This is a genomic window from Streptomyces mayonensis (assembly GCF_018982965.1).
Classification (GTDB): domain Bacteria; phylum Actinomycetota; class Actinomycetes; order Streptomycetales; family Streptomycetaceae; genus Streptomyces; species Streptomyces mayonensis.
In genome coordinates this window covers 21,915-43,041 of sequence record NZ_JACBYP010000033.1, presented here as the reverse complement: position 1 = coordinate 43,041, position 21,127 = coordinate 21,915, and the positions used below count along the sequence as shown (strand labels likewise).

At 72.2% G+C, this 21,127-nt stretch carries 19 protein-coding genes; 3 read left to right on the top strand and 16 right to left on the bottom strand.

The window, feature by feature from the left end; translation table 11 throughout:
- Window positions 1-219 precede the first annotated feature (219 nt).
- Both erm(O) and HZS56_RS15410 read left to right on the top strand, forming a co-directional pair.
- On the top strand, window positions 220-999 hold the full coding sequence (erm(O), locus tag HZS56_RS15415) for a 23S rRNA (adenine(2058)-N(6))-methyltransferase Erm(O) (protein ID WP_216721236.1): 780 nt from the start codon (window positions 220-222) through the stop codon (window positions 997-999).
- Between the two features lie 161 nt (window positions 1,000-1,160).
- Window positions 1,161-2,417, top strand: a complete 1,257-nt coding sequence (locus HZS56_RS15410) for a glycosyltransferase (protein ID WP_216721265.1) — start codon at window positions 1,161-1,163, stop codon at window positions 2,415-2,417.
- Between the two features lie 132 nt (window positions 2,418-2,549).
- Here the strand turns inward: HZS56_RS15410 and HZS56_RS15405 are convergent, their stop codons facing one another.
- Window positions 2,550-4,832 (bottom strand): MMPL family transporter, encoded by a 2,283-nt coding sequence (locus HZS56_RS15405; protein ID WP_216721235.1) that lies wholly within the window; start codon window positions 4,830-4,832, stop codon window positions 2,550-2,552.
- A gap of 372 nt (window positions 4,833-5,204) precedes the next feature.
- Between HZS56_RS15405 and HZS56_RS15400 the strand changes: the two genes are divergently transcribed.
- Window positions 5,205-5,753, top strand: a complete 549-nt coding sequence (locus HZS56_RS15400) for a DUF1697 domain-containing protein (RefSeq protein WP_216721234.1) — start codon at window positions 5,205-5,207, stop codon at window positions 5,751-5,753.
- 9 nt (window positions 5,754-5,762) lie between these two features.
- Here the strand turns inward: HZS56_RS15400 and HZS56_RS15395 are convergent, their stop codons facing one another.
- From HZS56_RS15395 to HZS56_RS15325, 15 genes are all read right to left on the bottom strand, one after another.
- Complete coding sequence (locus HZS56_RS15395) at window positions 5,763-6,512, bottom strand: sirohydrochlorin chelatase (RefSeq protein WP_216721233.1); 750 nt, start codon at window positions 6,510-6,512, stop codon at window positions 5,763-5,765.
- Window positions 6,513-6,520: 8 nt separating this feature from the next.
- The gene (locus HZS56_RS15390; protein WP_216721232.1) at window positions 6,521-7,441 is read right to left on the bottom strand and encodes an ABC transporter permease; all 921 of its coding nucleotides are present in this window, start codon (window positions 7,439-7,441) and stop codon (window positions 6,521-6,523) included.
- Window positions 7,428-8,222 (bottom strand): ABC transporter ATP-binding protein, encoded by a 795-nt coding sequence (locus HZS56_RS15385; protein ID WP_216721231.1) that lies wholly within the window; start codon window positions 8,220-8,222, stop codon window positions 7,428-7,430. The genes HZS56_RS15390 and HZS56_RS15385 overlap by 14 nt, the downstream gene beginning before the upstream one ends.
- A 33-nt stretch (window positions 8,223-8,255) precedes the next feature.
- Complete coding sequence (locus HZS56_RS15380) at window positions 8,256-9,359, bottom strand: aliphatic sulfonate ABC transporter substrate-binding protein (protein ID WP_216721230.1); 1,104 nt, start codon at window positions 9,357-9,359, stop codon at window positions 8,256-8,258.
- Between the two features lie 242 nt (window positions 9,360-9,601).
- Window positions 9,602-10,996: a sulfate adenylyltransferase subunit 1 gene (locus HZS56_RS15370; protein ID WP_253914295.1), complete on the bottom strand. Its 1,395-nt coding sequence runs from the start codon at window positions 10,994-10,996 to the stop codon at window positions 9,602-9,604.
- Window positions 10,997-10,998: 2 nt separating this feature from the next.
- Window positions 10,999-11,946, bottom strand: coding sequence for a sulfate adenylyltransferase subunit CysD (gene cysD, locus HZS56_RS15365; protein WP_253914294.1), 948 nt, complete (start codon window positions 11,944-11,946; stop codon window positions 10,999-11,001).
- A complete protein-coding gene (gene cysC / locus HZS56_RS15360) occupies window positions 11,943-12,479 on the bottom strand; it encodes an adenylyl-sulfate kinase (protein WP_216721229.1) in 537 nt (178 codons plus the stop codon). Before cysC ends, cysD begins: the two co-directional genes overlap by 4 nt.
- A 100-nt stretch (window positions 12,480-12,579) precedes the next feature.
- A complete protein-coding gene (locus tag HZS56_RS15355) occupies window positions 12,580-13,290 on the bottom strand; it encodes a phosphoadenylyl-sulfate reductase (protein WP_216721228.1) in 711 nt (236 codons plus the stop codon).
- Window positions 13,287-13,466 (bottom strand): hypothetical protein, encoded by a 180-nt coding sequence (locus HZS56_RS15350; protein WP_216721227.1) that lies wholly within the window; start codon window positions 13,464-13,466, stop codon window positions 13,287-13,289. Before HZS56_RS15350 ends, HZS56_RS15355 begins: the two co-directional genes overlap by 4 nt.
- Window positions 13,463-15,160: a sulfite reductase SirA gene (gene sirA / locus HZS56_RS15345; protein ID WP_216721226.1), complete on the bottom strand. Its 1,698-nt coding sequence runs from the start codon at window positions 15,158-15,160 to the stop codon at window positions 13,463-13,465. The genes HZS56_RS15350 and sirA overlap by 4 nt, the downstream gene beginning before the upstream one ends.
- Window positions 15,161-15,372: 212 nt before the next feature.
- The gene (locus HZS56_RS39070) at window positions 15,373-15,456 is read right to left on the bottom strand and encodes a putative leader peptide (RefSeq protein WP_350890428.1); all 84 of its coding nucleotides are present in this window, start codon (window positions 15,454-15,456) and stop codon (window positions 15,373-15,375) included.
- Window positions 15,457-15,606: 150 nt separating this feature from the next.
- Window positions 15,607-16,179 (bottom strand): GNAT family N-acetyltransferase, encoded by a 573-nt coding sequence (locus HZS56_RS15340; protein WP_216721225.1) that lies wholly within the window; start codon window positions 16,177-16,179, stop codon window positions 15,607-15,609.
- Between the two features lie 127 nt (window positions 16,180-16,306).
- Complete coding sequence (locus HZS56_RS15335; RefSeq protein ID WP_216721224.1) at window positions 16,307-17,620, bottom strand: hypothetical protein; 1,314 nt, start codon at window positions 17,618-17,620, stop codon at window positions 16,307-16,309.
- Window positions 17,621-17,856: 236 nt separating this feature from the next.
- Window positions 17,857-19,149: a helix-turn-helix domain-containing protein gene (locus tag HZS56_RS15330; protein ID WP_216721223.1), complete on the bottom strand. Its 1,293-nt coding sequence runs from the start codon at window positions 19,147-19,149 to the stop codon at window positions 17,857-17,859.
- Between the two features lie 289 nt (window positions 19,150-19,438).
- Entirely contained in the window at window positions 19,439-21,082 is a 1,644-nt protein-coding gene (locus tag HZS56_RS15325; protein WP_216721222.1) for an acyl-CoA dehydrogenase family protein, read from the bottom strand.
- Window positions 21,083-21,127 lie beyond the last annotated feature (45 nt).

Sequence of the window (21,127 nt, the reverse complement as noted above, 5' to 3'; positions counted from 1 at the left end):
CATCAGGATGCGGCGCGGCCCCGGAGCCCTGACCGGCCCGGGGTCCCCCCGCCGCTGACGCGAGCGACACGTCCGACACGCCCGGCGCACGGGATGCGTCCGGCGTGTGCGACGCGCGCGCGGCGGGGCTGAGCCTCCGCATCTCCCACTGCCTCCGTCTTCCGGTCAGGGCCTTCGGCTGCCCTTTTCCCCCTTCACGGAAGACAAGGACCGCAGGCCATGGCCCGCCCCACCCAGCGTGCCCGCACGCTCTCGCAGAACTTCCTCGCCGACCGCGCCACAGCCGAGCACGTCGCCCGGCTCGCCGTCCCCGACCGCCGGCACCCGCCCCTGCTGCTCGAAGTGGGCGCGGGCAACGGTGCCCTCACCGAGCCGCTCGCCCGCCGCAGTCGGGAACTGCACGCCTACGAGATCGACGCCCGGCTCGTCCCGGGACTCCGCGCGCGGTTCGCGCGTACCCCGCACGTGCGTGTCGTCGCCGGCGACTTCCTCGCCGCCCGGCCCCCGCGCCAGCCGTTCTCGGTCGCGGGCAACGTGCCCTTCTCGCGCACGGCGGACATCGTCGACTGGTGCCTGACCGCGCCCGCCTGCACCGACGCCACCCTCCTCACCCAGCTCGAGTACGCCCGCAAACGCACCGGTGACTACGGCCGCTGGACGCTGCTGACGGTACGCACCTGGCCGAGCCACACCTGGCTGCTGACGGGCCGGGTGGACCGGTACCGCTTCCGGCCCGCGCCGCGTGTCGACGCCGGCGTCCTCCGGATCCGGCGCCGCCCGGCCCCGCTGCTCACCGGCGCCGCCCTCCGGAGCTGGCGGGACCTGGTCGAGCTGGGCTTCTCCGGTGCCGGCGGCTCCCTGCACGCCTCCCTCCGGCGCGCCCACCCACGGCGCCGGGTGGACGCCGCCTTCCGTGCGGCCCGGCTCGACCCCCGCCTGCTCGTGGGCGAGGTCGCGCCGGACCGTTGGCTGCGGCTGTACGAGGAGCTGACGCCATGAACCGGACCGGATTCCACGAGACGCCCCCGAAGGAGCCCCGCGACATGACCTGCACCGATCCGCAAGAAGCGCCCCCGAAGGAGCCCCACGACATGACCCGCAGCGATCCGCAGGAAACGCCCCCGAAAGAGCCGCAGCAGATGACCTCGAAGGAGCCGCACATGAGCGACGCAAAGAAGTTGCACGAGACGTCTCGTCTCGCATACGGTCGGCGCATGACCAGTCCCGCTCACATCGCCATGTTCTCCATCGCCGCGTACGGCCACGTGAACCCCAGCCTGGAGGTCGTCCGCGAGCTAGTCGCGCGAGGGCACCGGGTGACGTACGCGATCCCGCCGCTGCTCGCGGACAAGGTCGCCGAGACGGGCGCCGAACCCAGGCTCTGGAACAGCACCCTGCCCGGCCCCGACGCCGACCCGGAGGCATGGGGGAGCACCCTGCTGGACAACGTCGAGCCGTTCCTCGACGACGCGATCCAGGCACTCCCGCAGCTCACCGAGGCCTACGAGGGCGACGAGCCGGACCTGGTCCTGCACGACATCGCCTCCTACACCGCCCGCGTCCTCGGCCGCCGCTGGGACGTGCCCGTGATCTCCCTGTCGCCCTGCATGGTCGCCTGGGAGGGGTACGAGCAGGAGGTCGGCGAGCCGATGTGGGAGGAGCCGCTGAAGACCGAGCGCGGGCAGGCGTACTACGCGCGCTTCCACGCCTGGCTCGAGGAGAACGGGATCACCGACCACCCCGACCCCTTCGTCGGCCGCCCCGACCGCTCCCTGGTGCTGATCCCCAAGGCGCTCCAGCCCAACGCCGAGCGGGTCGACGAGACGACGTACGCGTTCGTCGGCGCGTGCCAGGGCGACCGCACGGCCGAGGGGGACTGGACCCGGCCCGAGGGCGCCGACAAGGTCGTCCTCGTCTCGCTCGGGTCCGCCTTCACCAAGCAGCCGGCGTTCTACCGGGAGTGCGTCAGGGCCTTCGGCGAGCTGCCCGGCTGGCACACGGTGCTCCAGGTCGGCCGGCACGTCGACCCGGCCGAGCTGGGCGACGTACCGGACAACGTGGAAGTACGCTCGTGGGTCCCGCAGTTGGCGATCCTCCAGCAGGCCGACCTGTTCGTCACGCACGCGGGCGCCGGCGGCAGCCAGGAGGGCCTGGCGACCGCCACGCCGATGATCGCCGTGCCGCAGGCCGCGGACCAGTTCGGCAACGCGGAGATGCTCCAGGGCCTCGGCGTCGCCCGCACCCTGCCGACCGAGGAGGCCACCGCCGAGGCGCTGCGCACCGCCGCCCTCGCCCTGGTCGACGACCCGGAGGCGGCCCGAAGGCTGAAGGAGGTCCAGGCACAGATGGCCCGGGAGGGCGGCACCCGGCGGGCCGCCGACCTCATCGAGGCGGAACTGGCCGCCGCACGGAGCTGACCGGGCCATACGGCAGCAGGACAGGCAGGACGGCAGGACAGGCAGGACAGCAGGACAGGCAGGACAGCAAGGCGGCAGGGCCCGTCGGTTCCATGCGAACCGACGGGCCCTGCCGTCGTGGTGACGCGCCGGTCAGACCCCGACCGGTTCGCCCCGCTCACCGCCCCGTTCGCCGCCCCGTTCGCCCTCGCCGTCCGGGACCGGCGGGGCGATCGCCCCGGGCGTCTCGTCGTGGCTCAGGTCCGGCAGCCGGTGCAGCCACTTCGGCAGGTACCAGTTGCGCTCGCCGAGCAGCGACATCACGGCCGGCAGCAGCACACCGCGGATGACCGTCGCGTCGATCAGCACCGCCGCCGCCAGGCCCACACCCATCTGCTTCATCGACTGCATGGACAGCGTCCCGAAGATGGCGAACACCGCGACCATGATGACGGCGGCACTCGTGACGACCCCCGCCGTCGTGACCACACCGTGCCGGATCGCGTCCCGGGTGCTCAGCCCGCGCAGCCGCGCCTCACGGATCCGCGAGACCACGAACACGTGGTAGTCCATCGACAGGCCGAACAGGATCACGAAGAGGAACAGCGGCAGCCACGTGATGACGGCCCCCACACCCTCCGCGCCCACCAGCGACGCGCCCCAGCCGTGCTGGAAGACGGCGACCAGGATGCCGTACGCCGCGCCCACCGACAGCAGGTTGAGCACGATCGAGGTGAGCGCGACCGTCAGCGAGCGGAACGACAGCAGCATCAGCAGGAAGGCGAAGGCGACCACGAACACGAAGACCGGCAGGACCGACCCGACCAGCTGGTCGTTGAAGTCCTTCGAACCGGCGACCTGCCCGGTGATCGGCGCCTCGACCCCGTCGACCTTGCCCAGGGTCGCGGGCCGCACGTCGTCGCGCAGCTTGTCCAGGCTCTCGCCGGCCCGGTCCTGGTCGGAGCCGCCGACCAGCGGCACGTACACCAGCGCGACGTTCTGCCCGTCGTGCACCGTGACCTCCACCGGCCCGCGCGAGGCGCCCGAACTCACCGCGCGCTCCCGGAAGTCGGCGAGCGCGGCCCGCACCTCGGGCGCGTCGATGTCGTCGGCCTTCACGACCACCTCGGCCGGGTCGGAACCGCCGGGGAAGGCCTCGTTGACCCGGTTGTACGTGCCCACGATGGGCAGTGAGTCGCCGAACTCCTGGTCCAGGGTGAAGTTCTGCGTCTTCATGCCGAGCGCGGGCGCGGCCACGGCCAGCAGCGTTCCGACGGCCACCGCGGCGGCGAGCAGCGGCCTGGCCAGTACGCGGTTCAGTACGGCCGTCCAGAAGCGGCTGCCCTCGGCACCACCGCTGCGGCGGCGCCGGCGCAGGAACGGCACGCGGCCCTTCTCGACGCGCTCGCCCAGCAGGGACAGCAGCGCGGGCAGGACCGTCACCGAGCCGACCATGGCGACCGCGACCACCATCAGCGACGCCAGGCCCATCGCCTCGAACTCGGCGATCCCGGTGAACAGCATGCCCGCCATCGCCACGCACACCGTGACACCGGAGACGACGATCGCCCGGCCACTGGTGGCGGCGGCGATCCTGAGCGCCGTCTGCGCGTCCCGGCCGGCGGCGCGCTCCTCGCGCTCACGGCGCAGATAGAACAGGCAGTAGTCGACGCCGACCGCCAGACCGACGAGCAGCATCACGGAGTCGGCGGTCTCGCTCATCGGCTGGAAGTGGCTGACCAGGCCCATCAGACCCATGGTCGCGACGATCGCGGTGATCGCCAGAGCCACCGGGACCAGCGCCGCCACCAGCGCGCCGAACGCGACGAGCAGGATGCCCAGCGCCACCGGCACCGCCGAGTACTCGGCCTTCTTGAAGTCGTCGCCGAACGCGTCGTCGAACGTCTTCATCATGCTGGCGCCGCCGATCTCCTCGATCCGCAGCGACCCGTGCTCCTTCTGTACCCCCTTGACGGCCTTCAGCACCGGCTCGACCCGCTCGCCCGCGGTTTCCGCGTCGCCGCGCATGTCGAACCGGACCAGCGCGCTGCGGCCGTCCTTGGAAACCGTTCCCGTGTCGTACGGCGAGGTCACGCCGGTGACCTCACCGGTCCCCTCGACCGCCGCCGTCACCGCGGTCACCGCGGCGCGGAACTCGTCGTCCGTGGCCTTGACGTCCCCGCCCCTGGCCTGGATCAGGACGCTCTCACCGGCCGGCTCCTCGATCCCCGCGTCCTCGACGATCCGCGCCGCGGTGTGCGTCTCGCCCCCCATCTCCTCGCTGTCCTTGACGTCGACCCGCCCGGCCGCCGAACCGAGCCCCATCGCCAGGACGACGAACAGTACCCAGATCCCCACCGCGGCCCATCGGTGCCGGGCGCTCCACCCTCCGGCCCGGGCGGCGACGCCCCGCACCCGTGTCTCTCCGTTCCGCATGACGGGCCTGCCCCCTCCTGAGCGGTGACGGCCCCCTGCCGCCACCTCGCGATTCGAAAGTATGGGCCGCGTAAGGCCGTCGCGTCGTGCTCCCCGGTGACGTACGGGGGCTCCGCCTCATCCCTCCGTACCGGCGCCCTCACCGCTGAGAAGGATGCCGGACCCTTACATCTACCGGGGTCTCCGGGGCCCCGGGATCAGGGTGCGGCCGGATGCGCAGGTCTATTGGAAAACCTGTTGATTAAGTCACAGGTGCGCGAAGTGGTTGAAGGCTGCACACGTATCGGCGAGAGTGGCGCGCACGTCCGCCTGCGCGGACCCGGCCGTCGTGCCCGCCCCCACGGGGCACGGCGGCCGTTCTATGGTGTGCGCATGACGAAGACGTACGCCGCGCTGCTGCGCGGGATCAACGTGGGCGGCGCCCGGAAGCTCCCGATGGCCGACCTGCGCGCGCTCCTGGAGGAACTGGGCCACGGCGGCGTACGCACCCATCTCCAGAGCGGACAGGCCGTCTTCGCGTCCGCGCACGGCGACGAGGAGTCGCTGGCCGCCGAGTTGAGGCAGGCGATCGAGCAGCGTTTCGGCTTCCCCGTGGACGTCCTCGTCCGCGACCACGCCTACCTCAGGGCGGTCGCCGAAAACTGCCCGTTCCCGGCCGCCGATCTGGAGCCCAAGCAGCTCCACGTCACCTACTTCTCCGGGCCGGTCGACGAGGAACGCTTCGCGCCGGTCGACCGCGCCGCCTTCCTCCCGGAGGACTTCCGCCTCGGCGACCGCGCCCTCTACCTGTACGCTCCGAACGGCCTCGGCCGCTCAGGCCTCGCCGATGCCCTGTCCAGACCACGCGTGAACAAGGGCCTGACCGCCACCACCCGCAACTGGAACACCGTCACCAAGCTGGTGGAGCTGACCGGCGCCTGAGAGCGGGCGTCAGGCAGCCCCGGCCGCCGCCGGTACCGGCACCCGCGCCGCCTCGTACCGCTCCAGGAGGACCCGCGCCACCTCCGGCGAGGGGCCGAGGACGTCCGCCAGCACGTCCGCCCCGGCCGCGCCCCGCGCGATGCGGTCCGGCAGGAAGCCGGGGGCCAGGACGTACGGCGCGACGGCGACGCGTGCACAGCCCAGCGCACGAAGCCGCCGTACGGCGTCCTCGGTGCGGGGAAGCGATGCGGAGGCGAACGCAGGCCGCACGGCGCACCAACCGGTGTGCCGCCACTCCCGCGCGATGTCAGCGATCACTGCGATCGCCTCCGGGTCGGAGGACCCCGCCGAGGCCAGCACGACCCCGGTCGAGGACTTGTCGGCGGGCGTGAGGCCCGCCTCGTACAGGCGCCGTTCCAGCGCCGACAGCAGCAACGGCGAGGGGCCGAGCACCTCCGCCTGCCGGATCCGCAGCCGGGGCGGGGCGTCCGCGAGGACCGCCGGGATGTCCGTCTTGGCGTGGAAGGCGCGGGTCAGCAGCAGCGGGAGGGCCACGACGTCCCGCACGCCCTCCGTCGCCAGGGACTCCAGGACGCCCTGCACGGAGGGCACGTTGAAGTCCAGGAAACCGGTCTCCACCCGAACGTCCGGGCGCTGCGCCCTGACCCGGCGGACCAGGGCGTGCACGGTCGCGGCGTGCCGCGGATCGCGGCTGCCGTGGGCGACGACCAGGAGTACGGGACGCACCGGTGCGGACATGGGGTGCCTCAGCTCTTGACCAGCAGGCCGCGGCTGCGCAGCACCCACCGCTCCAGCGGACTGAAGATGATCAGGTCGATGGCGATGCCGACGACCAGGATCAGCAGGATCGCCTCGAAGACCATGGCCATGTCGCTGGCGTTGCGGCCGTTCTCCAGGAGCTGGCCGAGGCCCACCCCGAGGTCGGGGAAGGACGCGATGATCTCGGCGGCCATCAGGGAACGCCACGAGAACGCCCAGCCCTGCTTCAGACCGGCGACGTAGCCCGGCAGCGCGGCCGGCAGGACGATGTGCCAGGTGCCCTTCAGCCCGGTCGCGCCCAGGGTCCGGCCGGCCCGCAGGAAGAGCGGGGAGACCTGGTCGACGCCGGAGACCAGGCCGTTGGCGATCGAGGGGACCGCGCCCAGCAGGATGACGGCGTACATCATCGAGTTGTTCAGGCCCAGCCAGATCACGGCCGGCGGCACCCAGGCCACCGACGGCAGCGACTGCAGACCGGACAGGATCGGACCGATCGCCGCGCGCACCACCTTCACCCGCGCCACCAGCAGACCCAGCGGGGTGCCGATGAGCAGCGCGAAGCAGAAGCCGAGCAGACCGCGCGAGACGCTGGTCCAGATGTAGCCGAGCAGCTCGCCCTGGAGCCAGGCGTCCCGCACGACCTGCCACACGTCCGACGGCGCGGGCAGCTTGCTCGGGTCGTCGACGATCTTGAAGGAGACCAGTCCCTGCCACACCGCCAGGACCAGCAGTACGGCGACGGCGGGCGGCAGGATCTTCTGCGTGAAGGTCTGCCGGAACGGCGTACGGCCGCTCTGCCGGGTCTCCAGGGCGTCGAGGCCCGCCTCCAGGCCGGCGAGATCGCCCGCGTCCCCTCCGGCGGGGGAGCCCGCGTCCCCCGCGGGCGTGGTGGTCTCAGTGCTGGCCATGGCGGCGGATCTCCCCACGCAGTTCTTCGGTGATCTCGACGGACAGTTCGGCGACCTGGCTGTCCTCGATCCGGCGCGGCTGCGGAATGCCCACCGTCCACTCGCGCGCCACCCGCCCCGGACGGGACGACAGCAGCACGACGCGTTCGGCGAGCCGGACGGCCTCGCGGACGTTGTGGGTGACGAACAGGACGGACACCCGCGTCTCGCGCCAGATGCGGGTCAGTTCGTCGTGCAGCACGTCCCGGGTGATGGCGTCCAGGGCCGCGAACGGCTCGTCCATCAGCAGCAGCCTGCTCTCCTGGGCGAGCGCGCGGGCCAGGGCGACGCGCTGGCGCATGCCGCCCGACAGCTCGTGCACCCGCTTGCCGTGCGCGCCCTTCAGCCGGACGAGCTCAAGCAGTTCCTCGGCCTTGTCGCGGCGCTCCGCCTTGGGCACGCCCCGCAGCTTGAGGGCGAGTTCGATGTTCTTGCCGGCGGTGAGCCAGGGGAACAGGGCGTGTTCCTGGAACATCAGGGCCGGGCGGCCGTCCGTGGTGATGTCGCCCGCGCTGGGCCGGTCCAGGCCCGCCACCAGGTTGAGCAGCGTGGACTTGCCGCAGCCGGAGGCGCCCAGGAGGGTGACGAACTCGCCGGGCGCGACATCGAGGGTGATGTCGTCCAGGACGAGCTGCTGCCCGGCGGGGCCCGCGAAGGACTTCGAGACGTGCTCGATCCGGGCGGCGGGTGCGGCCGGCTCCGTGCCGTCGGCGGCCTTGGCGAGGGTCGTGGTCGTGGCCATGGTCGTCACCTCCTGGGGTGGTCGGATCCGGACTTACTGGACGCCGAGTCCGGCGTCGTCGACCGCGGGCTCGCCCTTGGCCTTGAGGACCTTGTTGAGCAGCGTGAGGTCGTAGATGCCGTTCAGGTCGGGCTTCTGAAGCAGACCGGCCTTCACGGCGTGCTCCGCCTGGGCGTCGAGGGTGGCGGCCAGCGGGTCGTCGGTGAGCTTGATCGACTCCCACGACGGGTCGAGCACGTCGGCCGGCAGGGCCTTGCCGGAGTCCTTCTTCAGCTGCTCGTTGGCCGCCGCCTTCGCGTCGTCCGGGTTGTCCGCGATCCACTTGTTCGTGTCGACCGAGGCACCCAGCACCGCCTCCACGGCCTTCGGGTGCTCCTTGAGGAACTTCTGCGACACGATGATGTTCGTGATCACGAACTTCTCGTCGGGCCACAGCGTCGACTCGTCGAGCAGTACCTTGCCGCCCTCGGCGACCAGCTTGGACGCGGTCGGCTCCGGCACCCAGGCGCCGTCCAGGGAACCGGACTTGTAGGCGTCGGGCGTGACCTTGTTGTCGCTGCGCACGACCGTGACGTCGCCCTTGCCGCTCTGCGCGTCGACCTTCCAGCCCTGCTCGGCTATCCAGTTGAGGAACGCCACGTCCTGCGTGTTGCCCAGCTGCGGCGTCGCGATCCGCTTGCCCTTGACGTCGTCCAGGGACTTGATCTTGTCGGGGTTGACCACGAGCTTCACGCCGCCGGAGGCCGAACCGCCGATGATGCGCAGGTTCTTGCCGCCGGACTTGGTGTAGCCGTTGATCGACGGGGACGGGCCGATCCAGCCGATGTCGATGGAGCCGGAGTTCAGCGCCTCGATCTCGGACGGACCCGCGTTGAACACCGCGTACTTGGCCTCGGTGCCGCCCAGTACCTTCTGGAAGAAGCCCTTCTGGTTGGCGACCAGCGGCGTGGCGTGCGTGATGTTGCCGAAGTAGCCGATCCGGACGGAGTCGAGGCCGTCGATCTTCTCGGCGCCGTCGGCGACCTTGGCGGTGTCGTCGTCCTTGGACTCGGAGCCGTAGCCGCACGCGGCGAGTGTCAGCAGGGGCAGGGCGGCCATGACCGCGAGAGTGCGGCGCAGAGCGGTGGTGGCAGGCACGGGAGGGGTTCCTCTCGTTGGCCCGGAGCTCACGCCTGTCGGTCTGATCCGAGGTTCAGGTCGTGGCCGGGAGGTCGGCAGGTCTTCGACTGTGCGGGTGGGGGGCGGTCCGGGCGCGCGAGCGGTGCGCGTACGTCACCGCGCACATCGCGCCACTCCGCCCTGGCCCGCGCCGAGGGCGCCGCTGCCGACGCGGCCGCCCTCCTTCGCGAACGTGGAGTAGAAGTCGTGGGAGTTCATCGTCAGAAGTCCCATCCGTCGTCGTCCGCCTCGTCCTTGACCGGCTCGGGCGCCGCGAAGGACTCGCCGGCCATGCCCGCGGTGAGCGTGGTGCCGTCGCCGGGGTCGATGAGGATGAAGGAACCCGTGCGGCGCGAGTCCGCGTAGGAGTCGGCGGGCAGCGGCTCGGCGGTGCGGATCTTGACGCGGCCGATGTCGTTGGCGACGAGCTGCCCGGGGTGCGGGTGCAGGGACAGGTCGTCCAGGGTGAGCCGGGCCGGGATGTCCTTGACGATGGCCTTGACGGTGCGGGTGCCGTGCTTCAGGAGCACCCGGTGACCCACCGTGAGCGGCGCGTCCGCGACGTGGCAGACGGTGGCCTCGACGTCCTGCGTGGTGGCCGGGGCGTCCTCGCGGGGCACGATCAGGTCACCGCGGGAGACGTCGATGTCGTCCTCGAGGAGCAGCGTCACCGACTGCGGCGTCCAGGCGGCGTCCACCGGCTCGCCCAGCAGGTCGATGCCGGACACCTTCGAGGTGCGGCCGGACGGCAGGACGGCGACCTCGTCGCCGACGCGGAAGGTGCCGGCGGCTATCTGGCCCGCGTAGCCGCGGTAGTCGGGGTGGTCGGCGGTCTGCGGACGGATCACGTACTGCACGGGCAGCCGGGCGTGGCAGTGTGCCAGGTCGTGGCTGACCGGGACGGTCTCCAGGTGCTCCAGGACGGTCGGGCCGCCGTACCAGTCCATGACCGCCGACGCCTCCACCACGTTGTCGCCCTCCAGGGCCGAGATGGGGATCGCGGTGACCTCGGGGACGCCCAGCTCGGTGGCGTACGCCGTGAACTCCTCGGCGATGGCGGCGAACACGGGCTCCTTGTAGTCGACCAGGTCCATCTTGTTGACGGCGAGGACGACGTGCGGGACCCGCAGCAGGGCGGCGATCGCGGCGTGCCGGCGGGTCTGCTCGACGACGCCGTTGCGGGCGTCGACGAGGATCACCGTCAGCTCGGCGGTGGAGGCGCCGGTGACCATGTTCCGCGTGTACTGCACGTGCCCCGGCGTGTCGGCCAGGATGAACCGGCGGCGCGGGGTGGCGAAGTAGCGGTAGGCCACGTCGATGGTGATGCCCTGCTCGCGCTCGGCCCGCAGGCCGTCGGTGAGCAGCGCGAGGTCCGGGGCCTCCTGGCCGCGGCTCGCGGAGGCACGCTCCACGGCCTCCAGCTGGTCGGTGAGGACCGACTTGGAGTCGTGCAGAAGGCGGCCGACCAGCGTGGACTTGCCGTCGTCGACCGAGCCGGCGGTGGCGAACCGCAGCAGGGTCGTCTCCGACAGCTGCCAGACCAGCGCCTCGGCAGAAGTGGAAGCAGAAGCGGCGCCGGACGCGGCGGGCTCGATGGGTTCGGTGGTGCTGGTCATGGCTAGAAGTACCCCTCGCGCTTGCGGTCTTCCATCGCGGCCTCGGACATCTTGTCGTCGGCACGGGTGGCGCCGCGTTCGGTGAGGCGGGAGACGGCGATCTCGGCGATCACCTTCTCGATGCTGTCGGCGTCCGAGTCGACGGCTCCGGTGCAGGACATGTCGCCGACGGTGCGGTAGCGGACCTTCCGCTTGACCACCGTCTCGCCGTCCTTCGGGCCGCCCCACTCGCCGGCGGTCAGCCACATGCCGCTGCGCCCGAAGACCTCCCGCTCGTGGGCGTAGTAGATCGCCGGCAGTTCGATGCCCTCGCGGGCGATGTACTGCCACACGTCCAGCTCGGTCCAGTTGGACAGCGGGAAGACGCGCACGTGCTCGCCGGGGGCGTGCCGGCCGTTGTACAGGTTCCACAGCTCGGGGCGCTGGCGGCGCGGGTCCCACTGGGAGAACTCGTCGCGCAGCGAGAACACCCGCTCCTTCGCCCGTGCCTTCTCCTCGTCCCGGCGCCCGCCGCCGAAGACGGCGTCGAACCTCTCGGCCTGGATCTTCTCGGTCAGCGGCAGGGTCTGCAGCGGGTTGCGGGTGCCGTCCGCGCGCTCCTTGAGCACACCCCGGTCGATGTAGTCCTGCACGGAGGCCACGTGCAGCCGCAGCCCGTGCTTCTCCACCGTGCGGTCCCGGTAGTCCAGGACCTCCGGGAAGTTGTGCCCGGTGTCCACGTGCAGCAGCGCGAACGGCACCGGCGCCGGCGCGAACGCCTTCAGCGCTAGGTGCAGCATCAGGATGGAGTCCTTGCCGCCGGAGAACAGGATCACCGGACGCTCGAACTCCCCCGCCACCTCGCGGAAGATGTGCACCGCCTCGGACTCCAGGGCGTCGAGGTGGGAGAGGGCGTACGGGCTGTCCGCCGCCTCCTGAACCGCGGCCGCGGACGTCACGGACGTCGTCATGCCAGTCCCCTTTCGGTGAGCAGCGCGTGAACCGCCGCGGCGGACTCCTGCACGGTCTGGTCCTGCGACTCGATGCGCAGGTCGGGCTTGACGGGTTCCTCGTACGGGTCGTCCACCCCGGTGAGCCCCGTCAGCTCACCCGCGGCCTGCTTGGCGTACAGGCCCTTCACGTCGCGCACCGAGCAGACCTCGACGGGTGTGGCCACGTGCACCTCGACGTACGCCGTGCCGTTGCCCTCGTGGCGCTCGCGGACCGCGTCGCGGCTGTCGGCGTACGGCGCGATCACCGGGACCAGCGCGACGACGCCGTTGCGGGCGAGCAGCTCGGCGACGAAGCCGATGCGCTGCACGTTGGTGTGCCGGTCCGCGCGGCTGAAGCCGAGGCCCCGGGAGAGGAACTCACGGATCTCGTCGCCGTCGAGCAGCTCGACGCGCCGGCCCTCCTCGCGAAGGCGCCCGGCCAGCTCGTGGGCGATGGTGGTCTTGCCGGCGCTGGGCAGCCCCGTGAGCCAGACGGTGGCTCCGGTCGTCACGTGGTTCTCCCTGGTTCTCGACGGGCCCGACGCCGTCGGTCCGGTGGTGGCCGGTCCGGTGGTCGTCGGTCCGATGGTGGTCGGTCCGGTGGTCTTCATGTCAGCCGTGCAGTCCGCACTCGGTCTTGGAGCGGCCCGCCCAGCGTCCGGCGCGGGCGTCCTCGCCCTCCAGCACCCGCCGGGTGCAGGGCGCGCAGCCCACGGAGGCATAGCCGTCCGTCAGCAACGGGTTGGTGAGGACGCCGTGCTCGGTGACGTACGTTTGCACATCTTCCTGTGACCACCTGGCGATGGGGGAGACCTTCACCTTGCCCCGCTTCTCGTCCCAGCCGACGACGGGTGTGTTCGCCCTGGTCTCCGACTCGTCGCGGCGCAGCCCGGTCGCCCAGGCCTGGTAGCCCCGCAGCCCCTCCTCCAGCGGCTTCACCTTGCGCAGCGCGCAGCACAGGTCCGGGTCGCGGTCGTGCAGCCGGGGGCCGTACTCGGCGTCCTGCTCGGCGACCGTCTGGCGCGGGGTGAGCGTGATGACGTTCACGTCCATCACGGCCTCCACCGCGTCCCGGGTGCCGATGGTCTCCTCGAAGTGGTAGCCCGTGTCGAGGAACACCACGTCCACACCGGGCAGGGCGCGGGAGGCGAGGTGGGCGACGACCGCGTCCTCCATGGACGAGGTCACGCAGAAGCGGTTGCCGAAGGTGTCCGCCGCCCACTGGAGGATCTCCAGCGCGGAGGCGTCCTCCAGTTCGCGGCCCGCACGCTCGGCCAGTGCCTTGAGATCGTCGGTCGTACGCTCTTCCTGAACCGCGGTCATGTCGGTTCCCCTCCCGTGAGGTCGGGCTGCAGCCCGCGGGCGAGCAGCCCGAGGAACTTCAGCTGGAATGCGCGGTTGCACGCCCCGCATTCCCAGGCGCCGTGGCCCTGCTCTCCCGGACGCAGGTCCTCGTCGCCGCAGTAGGGGCAGTAGAAGGGCGCGGCGCGCTCGCTCACGACAGGGCCTCCTCGGACGCCCTGGCCGCCCAGGTGGCGAACCGCTCGCCGTCCTCGCGCTCGGCCCGGTAGCGGTTGAGCACGCGCTCCACGTAGTCCGGCAGCTCCTGCGCCGTGACCTTCAGGCCGCGCACCTTGCGGCCGAAGCCGGGCTCCAGGCCGAGCGCGCCGCCCAGGTGCACCTGGTAGCCCTCGACCTGCTCGCCGCTCTCGTCGAGCATCAGCTGGCCCTTGAGACCGATGTCCGCGGTCTGGATGCGGGCGCAGGCGTTCGGGCAGCCGTTGAGGTTGATGGTGAGGGGCTCGTCGAAGTCCGGGAGGCGGCGCTCCAGTTCGTCGATGAGGGAGGCGCCGCGCGCCTTGGTCTCGACGATCGCGAGCTTGCAGAACTCGATGCCCGTGCACGCCATGGTGCCGCGCCGGAAGGTGGAGGGGCGGGCCGTGAGGTCCAGCGCCTCAAGGGATTCCATCAGGGAGTCGACCGCCCCCTCCTCCACATCCAGAATGATCATCTTCTGTTCGACCGTCGTGCGCACGCGCTGCGAGCCGTGCGCCTCGGCCAGGTCGGCGACCTTGGTCAGGACCGTGCCGTCGACGCGGCCGACGCGCGGGGCGAAGCCCACGTAGTAGCGGCCGTCCTTCTGCCGGTGCACGCCGATGTGGTCGCGCCAGCGGCTGGTGGGGTCGGCGGGCGCCGGACCGTCGGTCAGCTTCCGCTTCAGGTACTCGTCCTCCAGGACCTGGCGGAACTTCTCCGCGCCCCAGTCGGCGACCAGGAACTTCAGGCGGGCGCGGTTGCGCAGCCGCCGGTAGCCGTAGTCGCGGAAGATGGAGATAACGCCCTCGTAGACGTCCGGGACGTCCTCGATCGGCACCCAGGCGTTCAGCCGCACGCCCAGCTTGGGGTTGGTGGACAGGCCGCCGCCGACCCACAGGTCGAAGCCGGGCCCGTGCTCGGGGTGCTCGACGCCGACGAAGGCCACGTCGTTGATCTCGTGCACCACGTCGAGGACCGGCGACCCGGAGATCGCGGTCTTGAACTTGCGGGGGAGGTTGGAGTACGCCGGGTTGTTCAGGACCCGGCGCTTCATCTCCTCCAGGGCCGGAGTGCCGTCGATGATCTCGTCCTCGGCGATGCCCGCCACGGGCGAGCCGATCATCACGCGGGGCGTGTCGCCGCACGCGGTCACGGTGGACAGGCCGACGCCCTCCAGGCGGTTCCAGATCTCCGGCACGTCCTCGATGCGGATCCAGTGGTACTGGACGTTCTGCCGGTCGGTGATGTCGGCCGTGCCGCGCGCGAACTCCTGCGAGATCTCGCCGACGACCCGCAGCTGGGCGGTCGTCAGCGCTCCGCCGTCGATGCGGACGCGGAGCATGAAGTACCGGTCGTCCAGCTCCTCCGGCTCCAGGATCGCCGTCTTGCCGCCGTCGATGCCCTGGCGGCGCTGGGTGTAGAGGCCCCACCAGCGCATGCGGCCGCGCAGGTCGCCCGGGTCGATCGAGTCGAAACCGCGCTTGGAGTAGATCGTCTCAATGCGTGTCCGTACGTTGAGACCGTCGTCGTCCTTCTTGGTCTGCTCGTTCCCGTTGAGCGGAGTGAAGTGCCCGGCCGCCCACTGGCCCTCGCCGCGGTGACGGCTCACCTTGCGGCGCGGGGTCGCGGCAGCGGGCTTGGGCGGGGTGGCGGCCATGGGTGACACGTCCTTTATAAGCAGCATCGAGGGGTGCCGGCGCGTGGCGTCGTCGATGAGGGGTGGCGGTCGGGTGGCGGGTGGGAGGCTCTGACCTGCGCGCAGGGCGCACGGGCACTGCGTGGGCGTACGTGGACATACGTGAGGACACGCGTGCGCGTCGTTGCGCGGGAGCGAGACGAAGGGGGATCCGGTGGTGCTGGAGAGTGCTCTCAGCGGCCCGGACAGATGGCGCTGGACATGCGGCCCAGGTCGACGTGGCGCCGACTCACCAAGGCAATTCCAGTTCCAGACATGACGGAAGCGTGGCACGGAGATCTGGAGACAGTCCAGCATTATCCGGAATGTGGACACCCCTGTCTCGCTGTACGAGACAGGGGTGTCGTTGGTCACACGGCTCGTCGCGCAGCTCGTCACGCGACCGAAAAGGTATGTGTCGGTGCAGGTCAGGAGGGGAAAGCCCCCGGCCACGGCCCCGGAGTCGCCACCTCCGCCTCCTCCTCGACCTTGGTGTCGAAGAGCCGGAAGCCCCGGCGCCGGTAGTTGTCCATCGCGTACGGGCCGTCCTTGCTGCAGGTGTGCAGCCACACCCGCTTCGTCGTGGCCAGTCCCGGCCATCGCTCCGCCACGTCCCACGCGCGGGCGGTGCCGTACGAGAGGAGGTGGCCGCCGATGCGCCGGCCGCGGAAGGCGGGGATCAGGCCGAAGTACTCGATCTCCACGACCCCGTCGTCCCCGGGCACCAGTTCGACGAACCCGGCGGGCGTGCCGCGGTCGTACGCGACCCAGGTCTCGACGCCCGGCCGCTCCAGGTGCTCGCGCCAGCGCGCGTGGGTCCAGCCGAGCCGGTCCGTCCAGCGGATGTCGCCGCCGACCGAGGCGTAGAGAAAGCGGCTGAACTCGGGGGAGGGCACCTCGGCGCGGACGATCCGCACGTCCCCCTCCGGGGCGGCGGCCGGCAGCAGGTCGGTGGGCGCCGTCTGCTCCAGGGACCACGTGGTCACGGCGATGTTGGTCATGCCGGCCAGGGAACCACCCGCCCCGCGGATCTGTCGATCCCGGCCCCAGGCCCAGGCCCAGGCCCAGGCCCAGGCCCAGACCCGGTCCCGGTCCCGGTCCTGGTCGGGATCCTGTTCGCGTTCGGTGCTAGTCGAGGGCGTTCGTGATCGACGACAGCGGCAGGGCGAAGAGCATGCTTCCCGACTGGGACCAGACCTCGCCGGTCCGTTCCGAGTACGACAGGGAGCCCGCTGATCCGCTCCAGCACTGCTGCGAGCGGTCGGCCCCGCACTCCGCGGCCCGGGCGCCCTCGGTGTCCTGGCGCCACAGGGTCCCGCGCCCGTCCTGGCCGCCGGCCGCGCGCCCCAGGTACCACTCGGAGTGCGCCGTGCCGGGCTGACGGACCGACAGTACGCCCCCGACCTCGGCGGCCCCGGTCTCGTACGCCTCCGCCGCGTTCACCCGTCCCGCGGCGTCCGTGACCGGGAGCCCGGTGCGCTCGGGGTCCGTGCTCGTGCCCAGGGCGTAGCGCCAGAGCCGGGTGGGACGGTCGGCGTCCGCGGTCACCCGCTCGCTCGCCACCACGCTGTCGGGCGCGGTGCCGCGGTCCAGGGAGAGCGCGCCGGGGCGGGCCGCGTCGTCGGTGTCGGGGAGCCGGTACGAGGCGACGGCGGGCAGTACGTACCGGTGGCCGTTCGCCGCCCAGCCGCCGGGCACGCGACCGACGGCGTTGGCCGCGGTGGTGGCGCGCTGGATCCGCTCGATGTCGTACACGTACAGCGCGTCGCGGTCTCCGGCGGCGGTGGTGACCAGCAGCTTGTCCTGGTACCAGACCATGCCGGTGACGGGCGAGGCCAGGCCGCGGTAGTCGTGGCCGCCGTCCACCGGGACGGCGAGCAGCGCCGAGGTGTAGCCGAGGTGGTCGGGGTCGTCGGCGTCGACGAAGGAGACCCGGGCGAGTCCGCCCCCGGGTGTGCCGTCGTCACGGGTCCAGGCGGAGAGGATCACGCGGTGGGTGCCCCAGAGACCGTCCTCGTCGGCCTCCCCCGAGGTGGTGACCGCACCGGGGCGCCAGCCCTCGGTGTCGGCGTCGTCCCAGCAGTAGGCGCGGGTCGCGGCGGGGGAGACGGGCAGCGCCTCCCGCTCCCCGGCCGTGCAGTCGGCGGCCTCGCGCAGGGTGCGGTCGGCGGAGTCGAGTACGGCGTCGACGCCCACGGGTTCGCCCATCGAGGCGGAGAGCCGGTCGAGCCAGGGCTCCGGAACGCGGTGCTCGGTCAGCCGCAGTGCGTCGGTCTCGGCGGCAGAGGTGAGGGGCTTGAGGGTGCCGGGGTCGTCGGCGACCGTGGCCTGGGAGGTGGTGATCAGGGTGGCCGCGCCGGTGAGGGCGAGGGCGGCCCCGGTCAGGGCCGCGCGCAGGGCCCGACCTCGCCTGCGCCGACGGTGTCTGCCGCGATGCTTCATGGAACAACCTCCACGGACACCGGACCAAGTGTGCTCGACACCAAGTGTGCTCGACGGTGGCCACGTTGACCGAGGAGCGGATGGGGCGGTCCTGCCGAGGATGCTACGGCAGTAGGTGGGGTCTGTGGTCGCAGACGATGCAAATATGCGAAATCAACGGGTCTTTACAGCCATTCGGGGGGGGCGCGCCCGCCGTCGCGTCGCGGTGGGTCGCGGGGGGACGGGCGCCGCCGCCGTCACGGTACCGACGCCGCCGCCCGTTTCTCCACCACCGCCGGCGCGGTCGAGTGGGGCAGCAGGTCGCGGGGGTCGGGCGGCAGCAGGACCTCGACCTCGGCGTCCTCGCAGAAACGATACGGCCGGTGTTCGAGATGGGCCCCGAGATATCTGCGCACCCGCGACATCTCGGCGCGGACCGTCACCCTGCGGGCCGGGTCGCCGAACATGTCCTCGGCCAGCGCCGCCGCGCTGCTCCCACCGCGGCGCACCGCCAGCAGGTACAGCAACTCGGCGTGCCGGGGACTCAGTTCCCGCGCCCACTCCTCCACGCCGCTCATCACCCGCACCGACCAGCGGCGCGGCTGCCCGAGGTCGAGCACGATCCGGGTCGCGCCCTGCGGCACCGCTTCTCCGCCGGCTGCCCGCACCAACCAGCCCTCGCCCAGCGGCTCCACGGTGCACGCCCCGAGCCCCGGCAGCCAACGCGTGCCCGTCACCGGCGGCTTGGGCAGCACCACCCGCTCCAGGTACTGCATCCCCGTCACCGCCGCCGTCCAGCCGTCCCGGTCGGCCACCAGCGCCCGCCCGTCCAGCCGGGCCAGCACCGGCGAGGCCACCGTCCGCAACCGTTCGAGCGACTGCGTGTGCAACTCCCGCAGCCGGGCCTCGGCCAGCTTGGCCACCGAGTCGACCCAGGCCAGCGTCGCCGGATGCATCGACTCCAGCGGCCCGCTCACGTCGACCACACCGAGCAGCCGGCCGTTGCGCGGGTCGGTGATCGGCGCGCCGGCACAGGTCCAGGTCGTCTGGGACCGCACGAAGTGTTCGGAGGCGAAGACCTGTACGGGACGCCGGGTCACCGCCGGTGTCCCCAGGCCGTTGGTGCCCACCACCTCCTCCTGCCAGTCCGCGCCGAGTTCGAGCCCGAGCCCGTCGGCCCGGCGCAGTACCCGGGCGCTGCCCTCCCGCCACAGCACCCGGCCGTCCTCGTCGGCGACCACCATGATGTGCTGGGCGACGTCCGCCACCGACAGCAGCGCCTCCCGCAGCACCGGCAGGACGTGCCGCAGCGCCGAGGCCTCCCGCCGGCGCCGGACCTCGTCCGGGGGCAGCAGCCGGGAGCGGAAGTCGTGCTCCGGGTCGACGCCGCTGCGCAGCATCCGCGCCCAGGACTGCTCGATCACAGGACGCGGCGCCATCGGGGCCCGCCCGCCCGACAGTCTCGCCGAGCGGACCGCACTGAGCATCCGTGCCGCACGCGCCGTGTCGGCGGCGGCGAACTGCGTCATGTCCATAGGCGAGAGCGCCACAGGTCCTCGTCCTCCCGGAAGCCGAGTGTTCGTCTGACAGTGACCGGTTGCCCACGCCCGGTGGGCACAGTCCGCGCACAGCCGACCGCAAGTTGCAACCCCTTGCAACCCTGGTGGAGGGCGGTGCGGATGTCCAAACTTGGACCACGCCGCCACGAGCGGCGTACGCGGCCTGAACAGGCCCGTGTGGCGGGGGTGGTGCCGTGTCGGCGCAGCACCACCCCCGCGCCGCGCGGCAGCACCATCCCCGCGCCGCGCGGCAGTACCGCCCCCGCGCCGTGCGGCCGGATCAGGCCTCCGGCCGGGCCCGCTCCACGACCGACGCCAGGTCCAGCGTCGGCGGCAGCGTTCCGAAGGCCGCACCCCCGTCGCCGCCCAGCCGTGAGGCGCAGAACGCGTCGGCGACCTCCGGCGGCGCGTACCGCACGAGCAGCGCGCCCTGCAGCACCAGCGCCAGCCGTTCCGCCAGCAGCCGCGCCCGCCCCTCGGCGGCCCCCAGGTCGGCGAGCTCTGTCAACAGGCCCCGGATCGCCGCGTCCAGCCGGTGATCGGCGCCGCGCGCCGCACCCACCTCCGTCAGATAGGCGTCCAGCGCCGCCGGCTCCCGCCCCAGCGCCCGCAGCACGTCCAGCGCCTGTACGTTCCCGGCGCCCTCCCAGACCGAGTTCAGCGGCGACTCGCGCACCAGCCGGGGCAGGCCGGACTCCTCGACGTACCCGTTGCCGCCCAGGCACTCGGCCGCCTCCACGACAACGGGCGTGCACCGCTTGGTCACCCAGTACTTGGCCGCGGGCACCGCGAGGCGCAGCAGCGCCCGCTCCCGTTCGTCACCGCTCCCGGCGGCGTCGTAGGCCGCCGCCAGCCGCATTCCGAGCGTCGTCGCCGCCTCCGACTCGACCGCGAGGTCGGCGAGGACGTTGCGCATCAGCGGCTTGTCGGCCAGTTTCGCGCCGAACGCCTCCCGGTGCGCGCAGTGGTGCACCGCCTGCGCCACCGCCTGCCGCATCAGACCCGCCGAACCCAGCACGCAGTCGAGGCGGGTCGCCGCCACCATCCCGATGACGGTGGGCACCCCGCGCCCCTCCTCGCCGACCCGGCGCGCCCAGGTCCCGGCGAACTCCACCTCCGCCGAGGCGTTGGACCGGTTGCCCAGTTTGTCCTTGAGCCGCTGGACGAGGAACACGTTGCGGGTGCCGTCCGCCAGGACGCGCGGCACCAGGAAGCAGGTCGGCCCGCCGGGTGCCTGCGCCAGCACCAGGAAGCCGTCCGACATCGGCGCCGAGCAGAACCACTTGTGCCCCCGCAGCTCGTACGTGCCCTCCTCGGCCAGTGGCCGCGCCGACGTGGTGTTGGCCCGTACGTCGCTGCCGCCCTGCTTCTCCGTCATGCCCATCCCGAACAGCACGCCCGCCTTCTGCGCGGCGGGGCGCAGTCCGCGGTCGTAGACCCGGGAGGTCAGCCGCGGCTCCCACTCCGCCGCCAGGTCCGGGTCCGTGCGCAGGGCCGGGACCGCGGCGTGGGTCATCGACAGCGGGCAGCAGTTGCCCGCCTCGACCTGCGTCCACAGGACGAACCCGGCCGCGCGCCGCACATGGCCGCCCGGCCGGGACCAGGCGTCGGTCAGACCCGCCGCGACGCCCTTGCCGAGGAGCCGGTGCCAGGCGGGGTGGAAGTCGACCTCGTCGACGCGGTGCCCGTACCGGTCGTGGGTGCGCAGGACCGGCGGGTTCGCGTCGGCCTGCGTGCCCCACTCCTGGGCCTGCGGCGATCCGCAGCTGCGGCCGAGGCCCGACAGCTCCGCCAGCGCCTCCTCGCGCGGCCCGGGCGCCAGATGCCGCTCGACGGCGTCCGTCAGGGCGCGGTCGGCGGCGAAGGCGTCGTAGCCGGTCAGCGGGGGCGCCTGATTCGTCACGGTGTGGGTACTGCCTGCCATGACCGTGAACCTACCCCGCGGAACCGACGGCCGGGGACCGGGACC